At 63.7% G+C, this 13,890-nt stretch carries 12 protein-coding genes; 5 read left to right on the forward strand and 7 right to left on the reverse strand.

Annotation, left to right across the window (positions count from 1 at the left end; translation table 11 throughout):
• Nucleotides 1-208: 208 nt before the first annotated feature.
• The 6 genes from CLU88_RS08605 to CLU88_RS08630 form a co-directional block, all read right to left on the reverse strand.
• A complete protein-coding gene (locus CLU88_RS08605) occupies nt 209-1,138 on the reverse strand; it encodes an AraC family transcriptional regulator (protein ID WP_099656235.1) in 930 nt (309 codons plus the stop codon).
• A 35-nt stretch (nt 1,139-1,173) separates the two neighbouring features.
• Entirely contained in the window at nt 1,174-2,613 is a 1,440-nt protein-coding gene (gene dalD, locus CLU88_RS08610; protein ID WP_099656236.1) for a D-arabinitol 4-dehydrogenase, read from the reverse strand.
• Between the two features lie 60 nt (nt 2,614-2,673).
• Entirely contained in the window at nt 2,674-3,723 is a 1,050-nt protein-coding gene (locus CLU88_RS08615) for an ABC transporter ATP-binding protein (RefSeq protein WP_099656237.1), read from the reverse strand.
• Nucleotides 3,724-3,775: 52 nt separating this feature from the next.
• Nucleotides 3,776-4,615: a carbohydrate ABC transporter permease gene (locus CLU88_RS08620; RefSeq protein WP_099656238.1), complete on the reverse strand. Its 840-nt coding sequence runs from the start codon at nt 4,613-4,615 to the stop codon at nt 3,776-3,778.
• Between the two features lie 12 nt (nt 4,616-4,627).
• Nucleotides 4,628-5,488: a carbohydrate ABC transporter permease gene (locus CLU88_RS08625; protein ID WP_099656239.1), complete on the reverse strand. Its 861-nt coding sequence runs from the start codon at nt 5,486-5,488 to the stop codon at nt 4,628-4,630.
• 196 nt (nt 5,489-5,684) lie between these two features.
• Nucleotides 5,685-7,016 (reverse strand): sugar ABC transporter substrate-binding protein, encoded by a 1,332-nt coding sequence (locus CLU88_RS08630; protein ID WP_099656240.1) that lies wholly within the window; start codon nt 7,014-7,016, stop codon nt 5,685-5,687.
• Between the two features lie 466 nt (nt 7,017-7,482).
• Between CLU88_RS08630 and CLU88_RS08635 the strand changes: the two genes are divergently transcribed.
• The 4 genes from CLU88_RS08635 (at nt 7,483) to CLU88_RS08650 (ending at nt 11,371) form a co-directional block, all read left to right on the forward strand.
• Nucleotides 7,483-8,337 carry a thymidylate synthase gene (locus tag CLU88_RS08635; protein ID WP_099656241.1) on the forward strand — a complete coding sequence of 285 codons (855 nt, stop codon included), beginning with the start codon at nt 7,483-7,485 and terminating at the stop codon, nt 8,335-8,337.
• A 205-nt stretch (nt 8,338-8,542) separates the two neighbouring features.
• The gene (locus CLU88_RS08640; RefSeq protein WP_099656242.1) at nt 8,543-9,163 is read left to right on the forward strand and encodes a DUF4337 domain-containing protein; all 621 of its coding nucleotides are present in this window, start codon (nt 8,543-8,545) and stop codon (nt 9,161-9,163) included.
• Between the two features lie 28 nt (nt 9,164-9,191).
• On the forward strand, nt 9,192-9,701 hold the full coding sequence (locus tag CLU88_RS08645) for a dihydrofolate reductase (RefSeq protein WP_099656243.1): 510 nt from the start codon (nt 9,192-9,194) through the stop codon (nt 9,699-9,701).
• A 185-nt stretch (nt 9,702-9,886) separates the two neighbouring features.
• On the forward strand, nt 9,887-11,371 hold the full coding sequence (locus tag CLU88_RS08650) for an FAD-binding oxidoreductase (RefSeq protein ID WP_099656244.1): 1,485 nt from the start codon (nt 9,887-9,889) through the stop codon (nt 11,369-11,371).
• Nucleotides 11,372-11,423: 52 nt separating this feature from the next.
• Here CLU88_RS08650 and CLU88_RS08655 read toward each other — a convergent pair whose 3' ends face one another.
• A complete protein-coding gene (locus CLU88_RS08655; RefSeq protein ID WP_158235588.1) occupies nt 11,424-12,755 on the reverse strand; it encodes a diguanylate cyclase in 1,332 nt (443 codons plus the stop codon).
• Between the two features lie 317 nt (nt 12,756-13,072).
• Here CLU88_RS08655 and xth point away from each other — a divergent pair, with 317 nt between their 5' ends.
• On the forward strand, nt 13,073-13,864 hold the full coding sequence (xth, locus tag CLU88_RS08660) for an exodeoxyribonuclease III (RefSeq protein WP_099656246.1): 792 nt from the start codon (nt 13,073-13,075) through the stop codon (nt 13,862-13,864).
• Nucleotides 13,865-13,890 lie beyond the last annotated feature (26 nt).

Consider the following 13,890-nt stretch of genomic DNA (forward strand, 5'->3'; position numbering starts at 1 on the left):
GGCCAGGACAGTGTGAAAGCGAGTGCGGCGTGCTGGCTTCGACAGGCTCAGACCGGACGGCTGTGGCGACGGCCGTTTGGATAAAAATGGCCTGCAGACCATATAAATAAAGCGCTGGCAGCTATGGTTTTTGATGATGCTATGCCCTGGCTTCGACAAGCTCAGCCCGAACGGTTGGGGGAAAGCTGGGAGCACAGGTTCTCAGACATCACCCCTTGCCAAACCGGCCCACGCCCTGCTTGCGGTATTCACTGGGCGTCATGCCCTTGATGTCCAGAAAGCGGCGGTTGAAGTTGGCCATGTTGTTAAAGCCCACGTCATAAGCAATGTGGGTGATGTAGCGGTCGGTCTCCATCAGCAGTTGGCAGGCGCGGTTTACGCGCACCAGGTTCACAAAATCAGTAAACGTGTTGCCCGTGGCGCGGCGAAAGAAGCGGGAGAAGCGGCTTTCGGTCATGTCCAGCTCTTGCGCCAGATCGGCAGCCGACAGCGGATCGGCCAGGTGGTCGGTGATGCGGCTGACGATGGCGTTGATCTGCGCGAGTTGGGTATCGCTGTCTTCGCTTTGCAGCTGGGCGCTGGAGAGCAGGCGATAGTCCGTGCAGCGGGCCAGCTCGCCCATCCATTCGCAAAACGCCGCAAAGCGCGCCAGCCCCTGGGTGGACTTGATGCGCCGCCAATGCTCGGTGGCCTGGGCCTGCTGGCCAAAAAACTCGATGCCGTGGCGAGCACGCTCCAGCAGAGGCAGCACCTCGCGCAGCTCGGGGATGCCCTCGCTGGCATCGACCAGTGGCTGGTGCGGGAACTGCACCACCAAGTCGCGCTCGGGGTAGCCCGCCTCGGGCACGTCCATGCTGATCCAGTTGTGCGGCAGGCGCGGCCCTGTCAGCACCAGCTGGCCGGGAGCGAACTGGCCAATCCAATCGCCCACAAACAATTTGCCCGACGAGGCCGTGATGAGGTGCAGCTCGTACTCGTCGTGGTAATGCCAGCGCGCCAGCGGGGTCGGAAAGCCGTGCGACAGGCAGCGGATAAAGCCCGCAGTCTCTGGTGGCTCGTAGCCCAGCTCGGGTGAGCGGGAGTAGGCATGCTCCAGCTCGGGCTTGGTCTGGCGCGGCAGTGCATGAAGCGAGGACATGGTGTTTGGAATGCAGAGTCGGGTGACGTGACGGCTTATTGTGCGGCGGTGCTGCTGCCCAGCCCCACCGTGCGCGGGTGCCGGGCCACAAACGCGGCCACCTGGGCGCTGGCCGTACGCAGGGCCTGCACCAGGCGTGCATCGCCCGCCAGCTCGCCCCACAGCACCTTGTCGGCAGCAAACGCGGCCACGGGGTCAGCGGCTTCGCAGATGGCATGGGCGGCGGCCGGGTCCATGGCCTGGTCTTGGTAGGTGTAGGGGATGTGCCCCGCGTGCCAGCGCTGCAGATAGGCCAGGAACAGCGCAGGCAGCACGGCCACGGCGGCAATGCCCTCGCCCCGGGCCAGGCGTTCGCGCACCGTGGGCGCGATGAAGCCGGGGATCTTGCTGTAGCCATCCATGGCCACGCGCTGGTTGGTGTCCTCAATGGCGGGGTTGCCAAAGCGCTCCAGCACCACGTCTCGGTAAACGGCCAGATCAATGGGGCTGGGTTGCAGCACAGGGATGGTGTCTTGCGTCACGTAGTCAAACGCCAGCTGGCGGATGGCGGCGTCGTGCGTGCCTTCGTGGATGAAGCGGTAGCCCACCAAGGTGCCCGCCCAGGCAATGCAGCTGTGCGTGGCGTTGAGCAGGCGGATCTTGGCCTCTTCGTACGGCGCGACAGATTCGACCAACTCCACGCCCACGCGCTCCCACGCGGGACGGCCATTGGCAAAGCGGTCTTCAATGACCCACTGGATAAAGCTCTCGCCCATCAGCGCAGCGGGGTCGGCGCGGCCGGTGGCCGCTTGCACGCGGGCTGCCACATCGGGCGTGGGGCGGGGGGTGATGCGGTCCACCATGGCGTTGGGGCTGGTGGTGTGGGCTTCGATCCAGGCGACCAGATCGGCATCGCCCAGCGCCTGCACAAACTGCAGCAGGCCGCTGCGCGAGCGGTCGCCGTTGTGGCGCAGGTTGTCGCAGTTGAGCAGCGTCACAGCCCCTGCCCCGGCCTGTCTGCGCGCACGCAGCAAAGTGGTGAGCGCGCCGTAGATGGTGCTGCCCGCTCGGCCTTCCCGCAGGGCTTGCAGGTCGGCCTGCAGATCGGGCGCGCTGGCCCAGTCGAGCTGGTGGCGGCTGTCGAGGTAGTAGCCCGCCTCGGTGACAGTGAAGGAAATGATGCGGGTGCCGGGCTGCGCGGCAATGGCCACAAGCCCCGCCAGATCGGGCGTGTAGGGCACCACGGTGCGGATGGACTCGACCCAGGTGTAGCTGCGCTCGCCCTGGGCAGTCACCGTCTCCAGCGTGTAGGCGCCGCCTTGGGTTTGCAGGGCGGCAATCGTGTCTTGCATGTCGGGGCGCAGGTTGCCACCGGCCAGCACCCAGCGGGTGTCGCCCAGCTGGTGCAACTGGTGCAGGTACAGCGCCTGGTGCGCGCGGTGGAAAGAGCCCAGCCCCAAGTGCAGGATGGTGAGCGTGTCTTGTGCGGTGGTCATGGAATGCGGCGTCTGAAATGCGAAATCGGGGTTGCAAACGAATGGGGAATCAGCGGGCAGTCAACGGGAATTGGCCTGGGCCAGCACCACACGGCCTGCGCTGTCAAACCAGTGGGCCTGCTCGGTGGCCACGTTGAGCGACACGGCATCGCCCGGCAGCAGCAGCGTGCGTTCATTGAGGCGGGCCACCAGTTGCGCGCCCTCGGCGGTGCGCACATACAACAGCGTCTCAGCCCCCAGGGCTTCCACCAGCTCGACCTGGCCGGTGATGGCGCCCTGCCCTTTGGGCAGCACCGTCACGGCCTCGGGTCGCAGGCCGATGGAGCCCCCCGCTGCCGCGCCAGGCGCCAGTTGCTGCACCGCCGCAGGCAATTGCGCCAGGGGCACCACGTTCATCTGCGGGGTGCCGATGAACTGCGCCACGAACTGGTTGGCGGGGCGGTCGTACAGCTCCAGCGGCGTGCCCACTTGCTCGATCTGGCCGTCGCGCAACACCACCACCTTGTCGGCCAGCGTCATGGCCTCGACTTGGTCGTGCGTGACGTAGATGGTGGTGGCGCCCAGGTCGCGGTGCAGCTTGGCAATCTCCACACGGGTCTGGCCGCGCAGGGCGGCGTCGAGGTTGGACAAGGGCTCGTCAAACAAAAACACCTTGGGTGCGCGCACGATGGCGCGGCCAATGGCCACGCGCTGGCGCTGGCCGCCCGACAGCTCCTTGGGCGTGCGCTGCAGGTACTGCGTGAGGTTGAGGATGCGCGCCGCGTTCTGCACTTTCTCGTCGACGACCTGCTTGTCGACCTTGGCGAGCTTGAGCGCAAAGCTCATGTTTTCGTACACGCTCATGTGCGGGTACAGCGCGTAGCTCTGGAACACCATGGCCAGGTCGCGCTTGCTCGATGGCTGGTCGGTGATGTCGCGGCCGTCGAGCATGAGCGTGCCACCGTCGATGGCTTCGAGCCCCGCGATCAGCCGCAACAGCGTGGACTTGCCGCAGCCCGAAGGGCCGACGAAGACGATGAACTCGCCCTGGTTGATGGTGAGGTCAATGCCCTTGATGGCGCGGTGTTCGCCAAAGAATTTTTCGATGCCGCGCAGTTGAAGGTAGGCCATGGAATCAGGTTCCTGAAATCTTGAAAAACTGTGGAGACGACAGGCTGCGGATTTACTTCACCGCGCCGAACGTGAGGCCCTGAACGAGCTGCTTCTGGCTGAACCAGCCGAACACCACGATGGGCGCAATGGCCATCAGCGACGCGGCAGACAACTTGGCCCAGAACAGGCCCTCGGGGCTGGAGTACGACGCGATCAGCGTGGCCAGCGTGCCTGCCTTGGCGGCGCTGAGGTTCAGGCTCCAGAAGGCTTCGTTCCACGACAGCACCAGGCACAAGAGGCCGGTGGATGCCAGGCCGCCCATGCCCAGTGGCAGCAGCACCAGCCGCACCTCTTGCCACAGCGTGGCGCCGTCCATGCGGGCGGCCTCCAGAATCTCGCGCGGAATGTCCTTGAAGTGCGAGTACAGCATCCAGACCATGATGGGCAGGTTGGACAGCGCAAACACGATGATGAGTGCGAGCTGCGTGTCGAGCAGGTGGCTCTTTTGCGCCAGCACGTAGATGGGCACCAGCGCGCCCACGGCGGGCATCATCTTGGTCGAGAGCATCCACATCAAAATGTCCTTGGTGTACTTGCCCTTGAAGAACGCCATGGCATAGGCCGCCGGTGCGGCCAGCAGCAGGCCCAGCAGCGTGGAGAGCACGCTGGTGATGACCGAGTTCTTGGCGTACAGCAGGTAGTCGCTGCGCTCTTGCACTTCATGAAAGTTCTCGAGCGTGGGCGTGAACAGGATTTGCGGGGGCACTGCAATGGCCTGCAGCTCGGTCTTGAAGGCGGTGAGGAACAGCCAGGCCAGCGGAAACACCAGCAGCAAGGCCACGGCCCAGGCCACAGCGGTGCGCAGGGCCAAGAGGCCGAGCGGGAATTTGGAACGGCGGCGAGCAGTCATGGGCGTTCTTTCTTATTTGTCCAGGTTCTTGCCAACCATGCGGATCAGGAACACGGCCGCGATGTTGGCCAGCACCACCGCAAACAGCGCCCCGGCCGAGGCCACGCCCGCATCAAAGTTGAGCAGTGCCTGCTTGAAGATGAGGAAGGTGACGTTGGTGCTCGCATCACCCGGGCCACCGCCTGTGGTGGTGTAGATCTCGGCAAAGATGCTGAGCAGGAAGATCAGCTCGATCATCACGACCACCGCCACCGAGCGGCCCAGGTGCGGCAGGTACAGGTAGCGCAGCTGCTGCAGGTAGGTGGCGCCGTCCATGCGGGCGGCTTCAAGCTGCTCGTGGTTCATGCTTTGCAGCGCGGTCATGAAGATGAGCGTGGCAAACGGCAGCCATTGCCACGACACCATGACGATGACGGAGAACAGCGGAAAGTCGGTGAGCCAATCCACCGGCTGCGCGCCAAAGAACATCCACACCTGCGCCAGCACGCCGTAGATGGGGTTCATCATCATGTTCTTCCACATCAGCGCGTTCACGGTGGGCATGACGAAGAACGGCGAAATCAGCAACACCCGCACAATGCCGCGCCCCGGAAACGGGTCGTTGATGAGCAACGCAATCGCAATGCCCACCACCACCGTGATCAGGATGACACTGCCCAGCAGCCACACGGTGTTGAGCACGGCGGTGCCAAACGACGGGTCGGTGACGAAGTACTCGAAATTCTCCAGCCCCGCAAAGCCCGACTGGTCGGGCTGCATGAGGTTGTAGCGGATGAGCGAGAAGTAGATCGTCATCACCAGCGGCACGATCATCCACAGGAAGAGCGTGGCCATGGCTGGTGTGAGCAGCAGGCGGGGAAGCAGGCGGTTCATGGGAGGTCCGAAATGGCGCAAAAAAAGGGCGAGCGATCAGCACGCCAAGGTCTGACAAAACCAACGACACCCCAAACCGTTCGGGCTGAGCCTGTCGAAGCCAGGGCACTCTGGCACACAGCCCTTCGACAGGCTCAGGGCGAACGGGGATCACACCGATGATCCCGGTCGCGTCGCGGGTTTGCAGAGCCCCGGCTTACTTGTAATACCCGCCCTTTTTCATCTCACGCTCGGCGGTCACCTGGCTGGCCTTGAGCGCGGCGTCCACCGTGGTCTTGCCCGCCAGGGCTGCACTCATTTGCTGGCCCACAGCGATGCCGATGGCCTGGAACTCAGGGATGGCAGCAAACTGCACGCCCACATACGGGCTCTTGGGCAGGGTCGAATCGGTGGGGTTGGCCGAGTCGATGGCCGTCTTTTCTGCGGCGGCAAAACGCGCGGCTTTCTGGAATTCAGGCGACGCGTAGGTGCTCTTGCGCGTGCCGGTGGGCACGTTGGCCCAGCCATTGGTCTTGGCCACGAGCTGGATGTAGTCCTTGCTGGTAGACCAGGTGATGAACTTCTGCGCGGCATCAACCTTCTTGGAACCCGCAGGGATGGCCAGATTCCACGACCACAGCCAGTTGGCGCCCTTGGGCGTGTTCATGGTGGGGGCCTGCGCAAAGGCCATGTGCTCGGCCACCTTGGACTGCTTGGGGTCGCTCACGAACGAAGCCGCAATGGTCGCGTCGATCCACATGCCGCACTTGCCCGAGTTGGTCAGCGCCAGGATTTCATTGAAGCTGTTGGACGACGAGCCGGGGGGGCCGTAGTTCTTGAGCAGATCCACGTAGAAGGTGATCGCGTCCTTCCAGGGCTTGGATTCGAGCTGGGGCTTCCACTGCATGTCAAACCACTGGCCGCCAAACGTGTTGACCAGCGTGGTGATGAAGGCCATGTTGTCACCCCAGCCGGGCTTGCCGCGCAGGCAGATGCCGTACACGCCGTTCTTGGGGTCGTGCATCTTGGCGGCCAGGTCCTTGATCTGCGGCCAGGTGGGGCGCTCGGGCACCTGCACGCCCGCCTTGTCGGCCAGGTCCTTGCGGTACATGAGCATGGAGCTTTCGGCATAGAACGGCGCGGCAAACAGCTTGCCATCCACCGACAGGCCGCTGCGCACGGCGGGCAGCAGGTCGTCTGCATCGTAGGCGGCGTCGGTCTTGAGCTCTTGCAGCCAGCCCTTCTTGCCCCAGATGGGCGCCTCGTACAGGCCGATGGTCATCACGTCGAACTGGCCGCCCTTGGTGGCGATGTCGGTCGTCACGCGCTGGCGCAGCACGCCCTCTTCCAGCGTCACCCACTTGAGCTTGATGTCGGGGTTGGCCTGCTCGAAGTTCTTGCTGAGCTTTTGCATCTCGATCATGTGGCCGTTGTTCACGGTGGCGATCACCAGCTCGGTCTGCGCCTGGGCGGCGCCACCGCACACGGTCAGCGCCAGGGCAGCAGCCCAGGCCAGGCGGGCGGGCACGGCACGAAGGGAAGAGGACATCGAAAGGTCTCCTGGATAGTTGGTATGGATTCCGGGGTTCAGCACCGCAGGGCGGGCGGAACCTGTGCAAACCCCAGGTTCCTGCGCTGAGGGTTTGAACGATACCGATCTCCGCTTGCCCAATTGGTACTCAAAACACCAACACCAATACTTCATTGCACCAAAAACCTAGGATTTATCCCTAGTACGGCCAAATGGGTACGCACAGGCACCTATCAGGCGGCATTTTGTGCACCGCAGCATCACCTTCACTATCAAAACAATAGCTGCCAGCGCTTTTCCATAAAGCGCTAGAGGCACTTTTCATTCAAATACCAGCGGCAGATGGCGCGCGCGGCGTGGGCCGCCATCCAGCCCGTCCACCGGCCGCTGAAGACCTGCAGCGCGGATGGGCTGGCCCGCTTAAAATCGGCCGCTTGGTCTCCGGCCCCTGCCGTGTGCCGTTTCACCCTGCGAGCCCCCTCCCATGAACCAGCCTGTCGCCCCCACACTGCAACGCCCCGTCCGGTCTCAGTACGAAGACCTCATGCGGCTAGTGTTCACCCACGGGGTGGAAAAGGCGGACCGCACCGGCACGGGCACCAAGAGCGTGTTCGGCCACCAGATGCGGTTCGATTTGAAGGAAGGCTTTCCGCTGGTCACGACCAAAAAGGTGCACCTACGCTCCATCATTCAGGAGCTGCTGTGGTTCCTCACGGGGTCGAGCAACAACAACTGGCTCAAGGAGCGCGGCGTCAGCATCTGGGACGAATGGGCGCGCGAGGACGGCGAGCTGGGCCCCGTGTACGGCGTGCAGTGGCGCAGCTGGCCCACCCCTGACGGCGGGCACATCGACCAGATCAGCGATGTGATCAAGACCCTCAAGACCAACCCGGACTCGCGTCGCATCATCGTCAGCGCCTGGAACGTGGCCGACCTGAACAAGATGGCGCTGATGCCCTGCCACGCGTTCTTCCAGTTCTACGTGGCGCCAGCGCAGGAGCCCGGCGGGCGCGGCACGCTGTCCTGCCAGCTGTACCAGCGCAGCGCCGACATCTTTTTGGGCGTGCCGTTCAACATTGCCAGCTATGCGCTGCTCACGCACATGGTGGCGCAGCAGTGCGATCTGGACGTGGGTGACTTCATCTGGACGGGTGGCGACTGCCACATCTACAGCAACCACTACGAGCAAGTCACCACGCAGCTGGCGCGTGCGCCCCACCCCTATCCCACACTGAACATCAAGCGCAAGCCCGCCAGCATCTTCGAGTACGAATACGAAGACTTTGAGGTGCTGGACTACCAATGCCACCCCGCCATCAAGGCGCCTGTGGCGGTGTGATTCCATTTCCACATCATCCGTGTCGTTGTTGCTTCGCCTTGCCGTGCTACAGCACTGTCTGCGGCTTCGCGCCTAGACACGAATAATCTGGAAACGGAATGACACCAGTCCCCCGTTCGCTTTGCGCTGCAGCGGTTCCTCGCGCAGGGCGGCCCTAATTGCCGTTGCGGCATCCACTCAACCACCATCACAAAGAGCACCCACCATGTCTTCCGGCGGATTCCACGTACACGGCCCCCACGACCATGCCATCGAGCACGCCACCCAAGGCCACGGGGACGACCACGCCCCCAGCCACGGCGAGCAAGGGCACGGCGGCGGCAGCAGCACCAACAAGATCGCAATGTTCACCGCCATCGTGGCCACGGTGGGCGCCATCTTTGCCTACATGGGCGGCGCCACGCAGGCCAATGCGGGGTTGATGAAAAACGACGCCGCAATCAAGAAGACCGAGGCCTCCAACCAGTGGAATTACTTCCAGTCCAAAAGCACCAAGCAGTCCCTGGCCGAGCTGGCCCGTGACCTGACACCGGGCGAGCAAGAGAAGACCAAGTACCAGGCCAAGATTGACCGCTACGAGACCGAGAAGAACGAGATCAAGAAAGTGGCCGAGGGCCTGGAGGCCGATGCCCGCGCATTTGACAACCAAAGCGATGCCCAGATGCACCAGCACCACCGCTGGGCCCAGGCCACCACGGCGCTGCAAGTGGCCATTGCCCTCGCCGCCATTGCCCTGCTGACGCGCAAGAAGTGGCTGGAATGGGGCATGTACGGCGTAGCAAGCATTGGCCTGGGCGTTGGCGTGCTGGCCATGCTGCACATCTGATCGCACCACTGACCGAAGCCCCCGCGCCATGACCCTGCCGCCACTGCACCTCATCTACGCCCGCGCTGCCAATGGCGTGATCGGCAGAGACAACGCCATGCCCTGGCATCTGCCGGAAGACATGGCGCACTTCAAGCAGCTCACGCAGGGCTGCGTGGTCATCATGGGGCGCAAGACCTGGGACTCGCTGCCCCCTCGCTTTCGCCCGCTGCCTGGACGCACCAACATCGTGGTCACCCGCCAGGGCGACTGGCAGGCCGAGGGTGCGCTGCGCGCAGACAGCCTGGAGCAGGCCTTGCAGCAAGCCCAGGCGGCCAGCACCGAGCCCGGCCGGCCGGTGTGGGTGATGGGCGGCGCGCAAATCTACGCCCAGGCCCTGCCCCTGGCCAGCCGGGTCGAGGTGACAGAGATTGCGCAAGACTTTGACGGCGATGCCTACGCCCCCACACTGGACGCCCAGTGGGTGGAGGCCGCGCGCTCCGAGCACGTCAGCACCAACGGCCTGCCTTTTCACTTTGTGAGCTATGTGCGGGGCTGAGCGATAGCCACACCGCACACGGCCAATCGCTAACCGCTCCTTATTTCATAGCTGCTAGCGCTTATTCGAAAAGCGCTAGAGGCCTTTTTCATCCAAACCACAGGCCCATCGGCCTTGCCTGTTTTTCATTGGCTTGACGTAACACGCGTGTTACAACGACGACTTTCTTCGGAGGAAAAGCGTCCATGGCCCATCGGAAAAGTCTCAACCGCACGGCAAAGCAACGCCGCATCGCGCACTTCTTGTCACAGCCCCTGCAAGCGGCGGCCCCTGGCCAAAGCGCCACGCTGACGGCGGCCCAAAAGGCAGACCTGGAAGCCCGCACCGTGGGGCACGTGGTGTTCCCGTGGGACCCCGACTACGACACGGACCGGCAGGAGACCAACCCTGCGTTCCAGTACTACCCCCTGGTCATTGTTTACTGCGCTTGCGAAACCGACGTGCTGGTGAGCATGGCCGTCGCACGGGACGCGGGGCTGGTGGTATCTGTCCGCTCGGGCGGGCACAGCACAGCAGGCTATTCCGTCAACACCGGCGGCATGGTGATTGACCTGAGCGAGATGAAGGGCGTGGTGCTGGACGAAGACCGGGCCCTGGTGCATGTGCTGTCCGGCACGCCGTTTGAGGTGTTCAACGGCGCACTCAACGGCACGGGCTGGCACGTGCCCACGGGGGCTTGCGGCAGCGTGTGCGTGGCCGGGTTTGTGCAAGGCGGGGGCTATGGCTATACCTCGCGGACCTATGGCATCCAAAGCGACAAGGCGGCGGCGTTTCGCGTGGCGCTGGCCAGTGGCAAGGTGGTGACCGCCAAGGCCGACGGCGAACATGCCGATCTGTTCTGGGCCTTGCGGGGCGGCACGGGCGGCAACTTTGGCGTGGTGCTGCAGGTCAGCTACCACATGGTGCGCCTGCCATCGGTGTGGGGCTGGTCCATCACCTGGCAGGCCGAGCAGGCCGCGCAGGTGCTGGAGCTGCTGCAAAGGGATTACACCCGCCAGGGAGCCCCCGACCAGCTGGGCTACATGATGAACCTGGGCTACTACAACGGGGAGGTGGTGTATATGGTGCAGGGCATGTACTGCGGCCCGCGCGACGAGGGCTACGCAGCCATCCAGTCGCTGCTGCAAATCCCTGGCGCGCAATTGGTAGTGGACAAGGTAGGTACCTACCCCGATCTGAACAACTACTTTGAAGACCACCCCTACCCCCTGCCGCAAGACCTGCCCGACGGCATTCGCGAGACCAAGGCCAGTGGGTATGTCGACAAGCCCATCCCCCAGACGGTGTGGCAAAAGGTGATCGACCAGTTCCACAAGGCCGTCAACCCCTGGAGCATGGTCTACACCGAGCCCTATGGCGGCGCGATTGCCCGCTACCCCGTGAAAGACAGCGCCTTCGTGCACCGCCATGTGGACATGGACATCGTGATCGATGGCTGCTGGCGCGACGAGGAAGAGCGCGTGAAGGTGCAGGCCTGGATCGACGGGCTGTACGACCTGCTGCGCCCCTACATGAACGGGCACGTGTACCAGAACTACCCCAACCGGGACCTCAAGGACTTTGCCCAGGCCTATTGGGGCGACGAGGCGTACCTGCGGCTGCGCGAAGTCAAGACGAAGTACGACCCGACCAACTTCTTCTGCTACGAGCAGAGCATTGCGCCTTTGTGAGCGAAGCGGCGCCCGTGGGCGCCGCGCCTTGCCGGGCTGCTTGCGCAGCCCATTAAACGGGGGATGGGACGGCGTAATGCACGCTGCCCTTACCGCCCCGTTTGGCCTCGTACATGGCATGGTCCGCGCGGGTCAGCAGCTCGTCCACCTGCGCAGGCAGCGGTGGGTGGGCGGCCACCCCAATGCTCACGCCCAAGGTCACCCGCACGCCATCGGTGTCGGGCAGCGCAAAGGGCGTGGCAAAGGCCTGCATCAGGCGTTCGATGAACAGCTTGAGGTCGTGCGGGCTGGGGTTGCCACGCATCAAGATGGTGAACTCATCGCCCCCCAGCCGGGCCAACGTGTCGCCCGCGCGCACGACGTGGGCCAGGCGCTGGGCCACCAGGCGCAGCACGGTGTCGCCCATGTGGTGGCCATAACAGTCGTTCACGCCCTTGAAGCCATCGAGGTCCATGAACAAGATGACCACGCCATCGGTCGCGCCATCTGCCTCGTCCAGGCTGCTCACCGCTTCTTGGGCCCGGACAATGAACGCCCCCCGGTTCAGCAAACCCGTCAAAGAGTCGTGCTGTGCCTGGTGCAACAGGCGCTCGGCGGCGGCCACACGTTCGGTAATGTCCTCGATCTGGCACATGATGGAGATCGTCTCGCCACGCAGGTTGATGAGCGCAGAGTTGAACCACATGCAATGCTGCACGCTGCCATCTGGTCGGACAAAAGAGGCCTCTACGCGGTTTTGGCGCTCGGCCCCTGACAGCAGCTGACCCAGTCCCTTGCGCAGCACGGTCACTCGCGCACCTTCACCCACCAGGTTCAGCACCGACTCCCCCTGGTGCGAGGCGTGGTGCCAGCCAAACCACTCGGTGGCACGGCTGGAGCAATGCACCAGCCCCAGCTGGGCATCCAGCTCCACCACGGCCAGCGGGCTGTTTTCCATGTGCGAGAAAAGCTTCTGGTTGGCCGCACGCAACGCCTCGGTGGTGACTTTGAGTTCGTGCACCTCCAGGGCCGAATTCACTACGCCCCCCACCTGCCCATCCCGGTCCAGCCAAGGGTGCAAGCTGATGGAGAACCAGACCTCTTGCCCATCGGAGCCGCAAATCTGCCGCTGGTAGGTCACCTCGTGGCCTGCCAGAGCGCGGTTGATGTGGGGCTGGAACTGCACACGGGCGGCTTCGCTGTAAAGCGAGATCAGAGTGCGCCCCAGCAGCTCACTGGGCCGTGCCTTGAACCAGTTCGCATAGGCCTCGTTGGCATACAGGATGTTCAAATCGTTATCGACCACGCAGATCGTCGCGCCGGTATGGCGAGTGACAATCTCCAGCAAATGCGGCGCTGGCAGTGACTCGACAAGGGCAGAGGAATAAGACAGGCGATCGTTCATAGAGGACAGGTCGACACCGCGTAGCAACCGTTGCGCGCGGGGTCCAAGCCCATCCGGGACCCTCGCTCCAACGCCATCCCCCAAGCCAATGAAAACCGCCGAGGGCTGAAACCACCGCGTAGCGCCACTAGGATAACCCAGGCCACCCCAAACAACACCCCAAATTGCAGGGCAATCGGGCCTCAGAGCCCCCTCAAACCGGTTCAGAGTCGAGCGGCCACCACAATGCGGCCTTGCGCATCGACCCCGTGCCGCACCGGGGTGCCCAAACGGGGTTCTAATGCGCTCCATCTTTGGCCCTCACCCCCCCCCATCCCATGAAGCTTGCCACCTGGAACGTCAACTCCCTCTCGGTTCGCCTGCCCCAAGTGCTGGCCTGGCTGGCCACCAACCCGGTCGATGCACTGTGCCTGCAAGAGCTGAAGCTGACCGACGACAAGTTCCCCCACGCCGCGTTGCAAGAGGCGGGCTACCACGCTGCCGCCTTTGGGCAAAAAACGTACAACGGCGTGGCCATCCTCAGCCGCCAGCCGCTGCGCGATGTGGTGCGCAACATCCCGGGCTTTGCCGACGAGCAGTCCCGCGTCATTGCAGCCACGCTGGACACACCTGAAGGGCCCTTGCGATTGCTCAATGGCTATTTCGTGAATGGGCAGGAACCAGGCTCGGAAAAGTTTGCCTACAAGATGCGCTGGCTGCAGGCCCTGCACGACTGGATTGCCACAGAAATGGCCGCCCACCCACGCCTGGTGCTGGTGGGCGACTTCAACGTGGCCCCGGAAGACCGCGACTCTTACGACCCTGAGGGCCTGCGCGAGACGATTCACCACACCACCGAAGAGCGCAACCACTTCAAGGCGCTACTGGCACTGGGCCTGACCGATGCGTTTCGCCTGTTTGAGCAGCCTGAAAAGAGCTTTTCGTGGTGGGACTACCGCATGCTGGGGTTCCAGAAAAACCGGGGACTGCGCATTGACCACATCCTGGTCAGCGAGGCCTTGCGCGCCACCGTGACGGCCTGCGTGGTAGACCGTGCGCCACGCAAAAACCCGCAGCCCAGCGACCACACCCCCGTGGTGGTGACGCTGGGCGAGTCACCCAGCGAATAACCGCCGCCGCAAGGCCAATGTGCAAA

Origin of the sequence: Acidovorax sp. 56, from assembly GCF_002749705.1 — a bacterium.
Classification (GTDB): domain Bacteria; phylum Pseudomonadota; class Gammaproteobacteria; order Burkholderiales; family Burkholderiaceae_C; genus Acidovorax.

Excerpts from the sequence above, each read along its gene's own strand:
- CLU88_RS08605 (WP_099656235.1), bottom strand. The coding sequence starts at position 1,138 with ATGTCCTCGCTTCATGCACTGCCGCGCCAGACCAAGCCCGAGCTGGAG.
- dalD (WP_099656236.1), bottom strand. The coding sequence starts at position 2,613 with ATGACCACCGCACAAGACACGCTCACCATCCTGCACTTGGGGCTGGGC.
- CLU88_RS08615 (WP_099656237.1), bottom strand. The coding sequence starts at position 3,723 with ATGGCCTACCTTCAACTGCGCGGCATCGAAAAATTCTTTGGCGAACAC.
- CLU88_RS08620 (WP_099656238.1), bottom strand. The coding sequence starts at position 4,615 with ATGACTGCTCGCCGCCGTTCCAAATTCCCGCTCGGCCTCTTGGCCCTG.
- CLU88_RS08625 (WP_099656239.1), bottom strand. The coding sequence starts at position 5,488 with ATGAACCGCCTGCTTCCCCGCCTGCTGCTCACACCAGCCATGGCCACG.
- CLU88_RS08630 (WP_099656240.1), bottom strand. The coding sequence starts at position 7,016 with ATGTCCTCTTCCCTTCGTGCCGTGCCCGCCCGCCTGGCCTGGGCTGCT.
- CLU88_RS08635 (WP_099656241.1), top strand. The coding sequence starts at position 7,483 with ATGAACCAGCCTGTCGCCCCCACACTGCAACGCCCCGTCCGGTCTCAG.
- CLU88_RS08640 (WP_099656242.1), top strand. The coding sequence starts at position 8,543 with ATGTCTTCCGGCGGATTCCACGTACACGGCCCCCACGACCATGCCATC.
- CLU88_RS08645 (WP_099656243.1), top strand. The coding sequence starts at position 9,192 with ATGACCCTGCCGCCACTGCACCTCATCTACGCCCGCGCTGCCAATGGC.
- CLU88_RS08650 (WP_099656244.1), top strand. The coding sequence starts at position 9,887 with ATGGCCCATCGGAAAAGTCTCAACCGCACGGCAAAGCAACGCCGCATC.
- CLU88_RS08655 (WP_158235588.1), bottom strand. The coding sequence starts at position 12,755 with ATGAACGATCGCCTGTCTTATTCCTCTGCCCTTGTCGAGTCACTGCCA.
- xth (WP_099656246.1), top strand. The coding sequence starts at position 13,073 with ATGAAGCTTGCCACCTGGAACGTCAACTCCCTCTCGGTTCGCCTGCCC.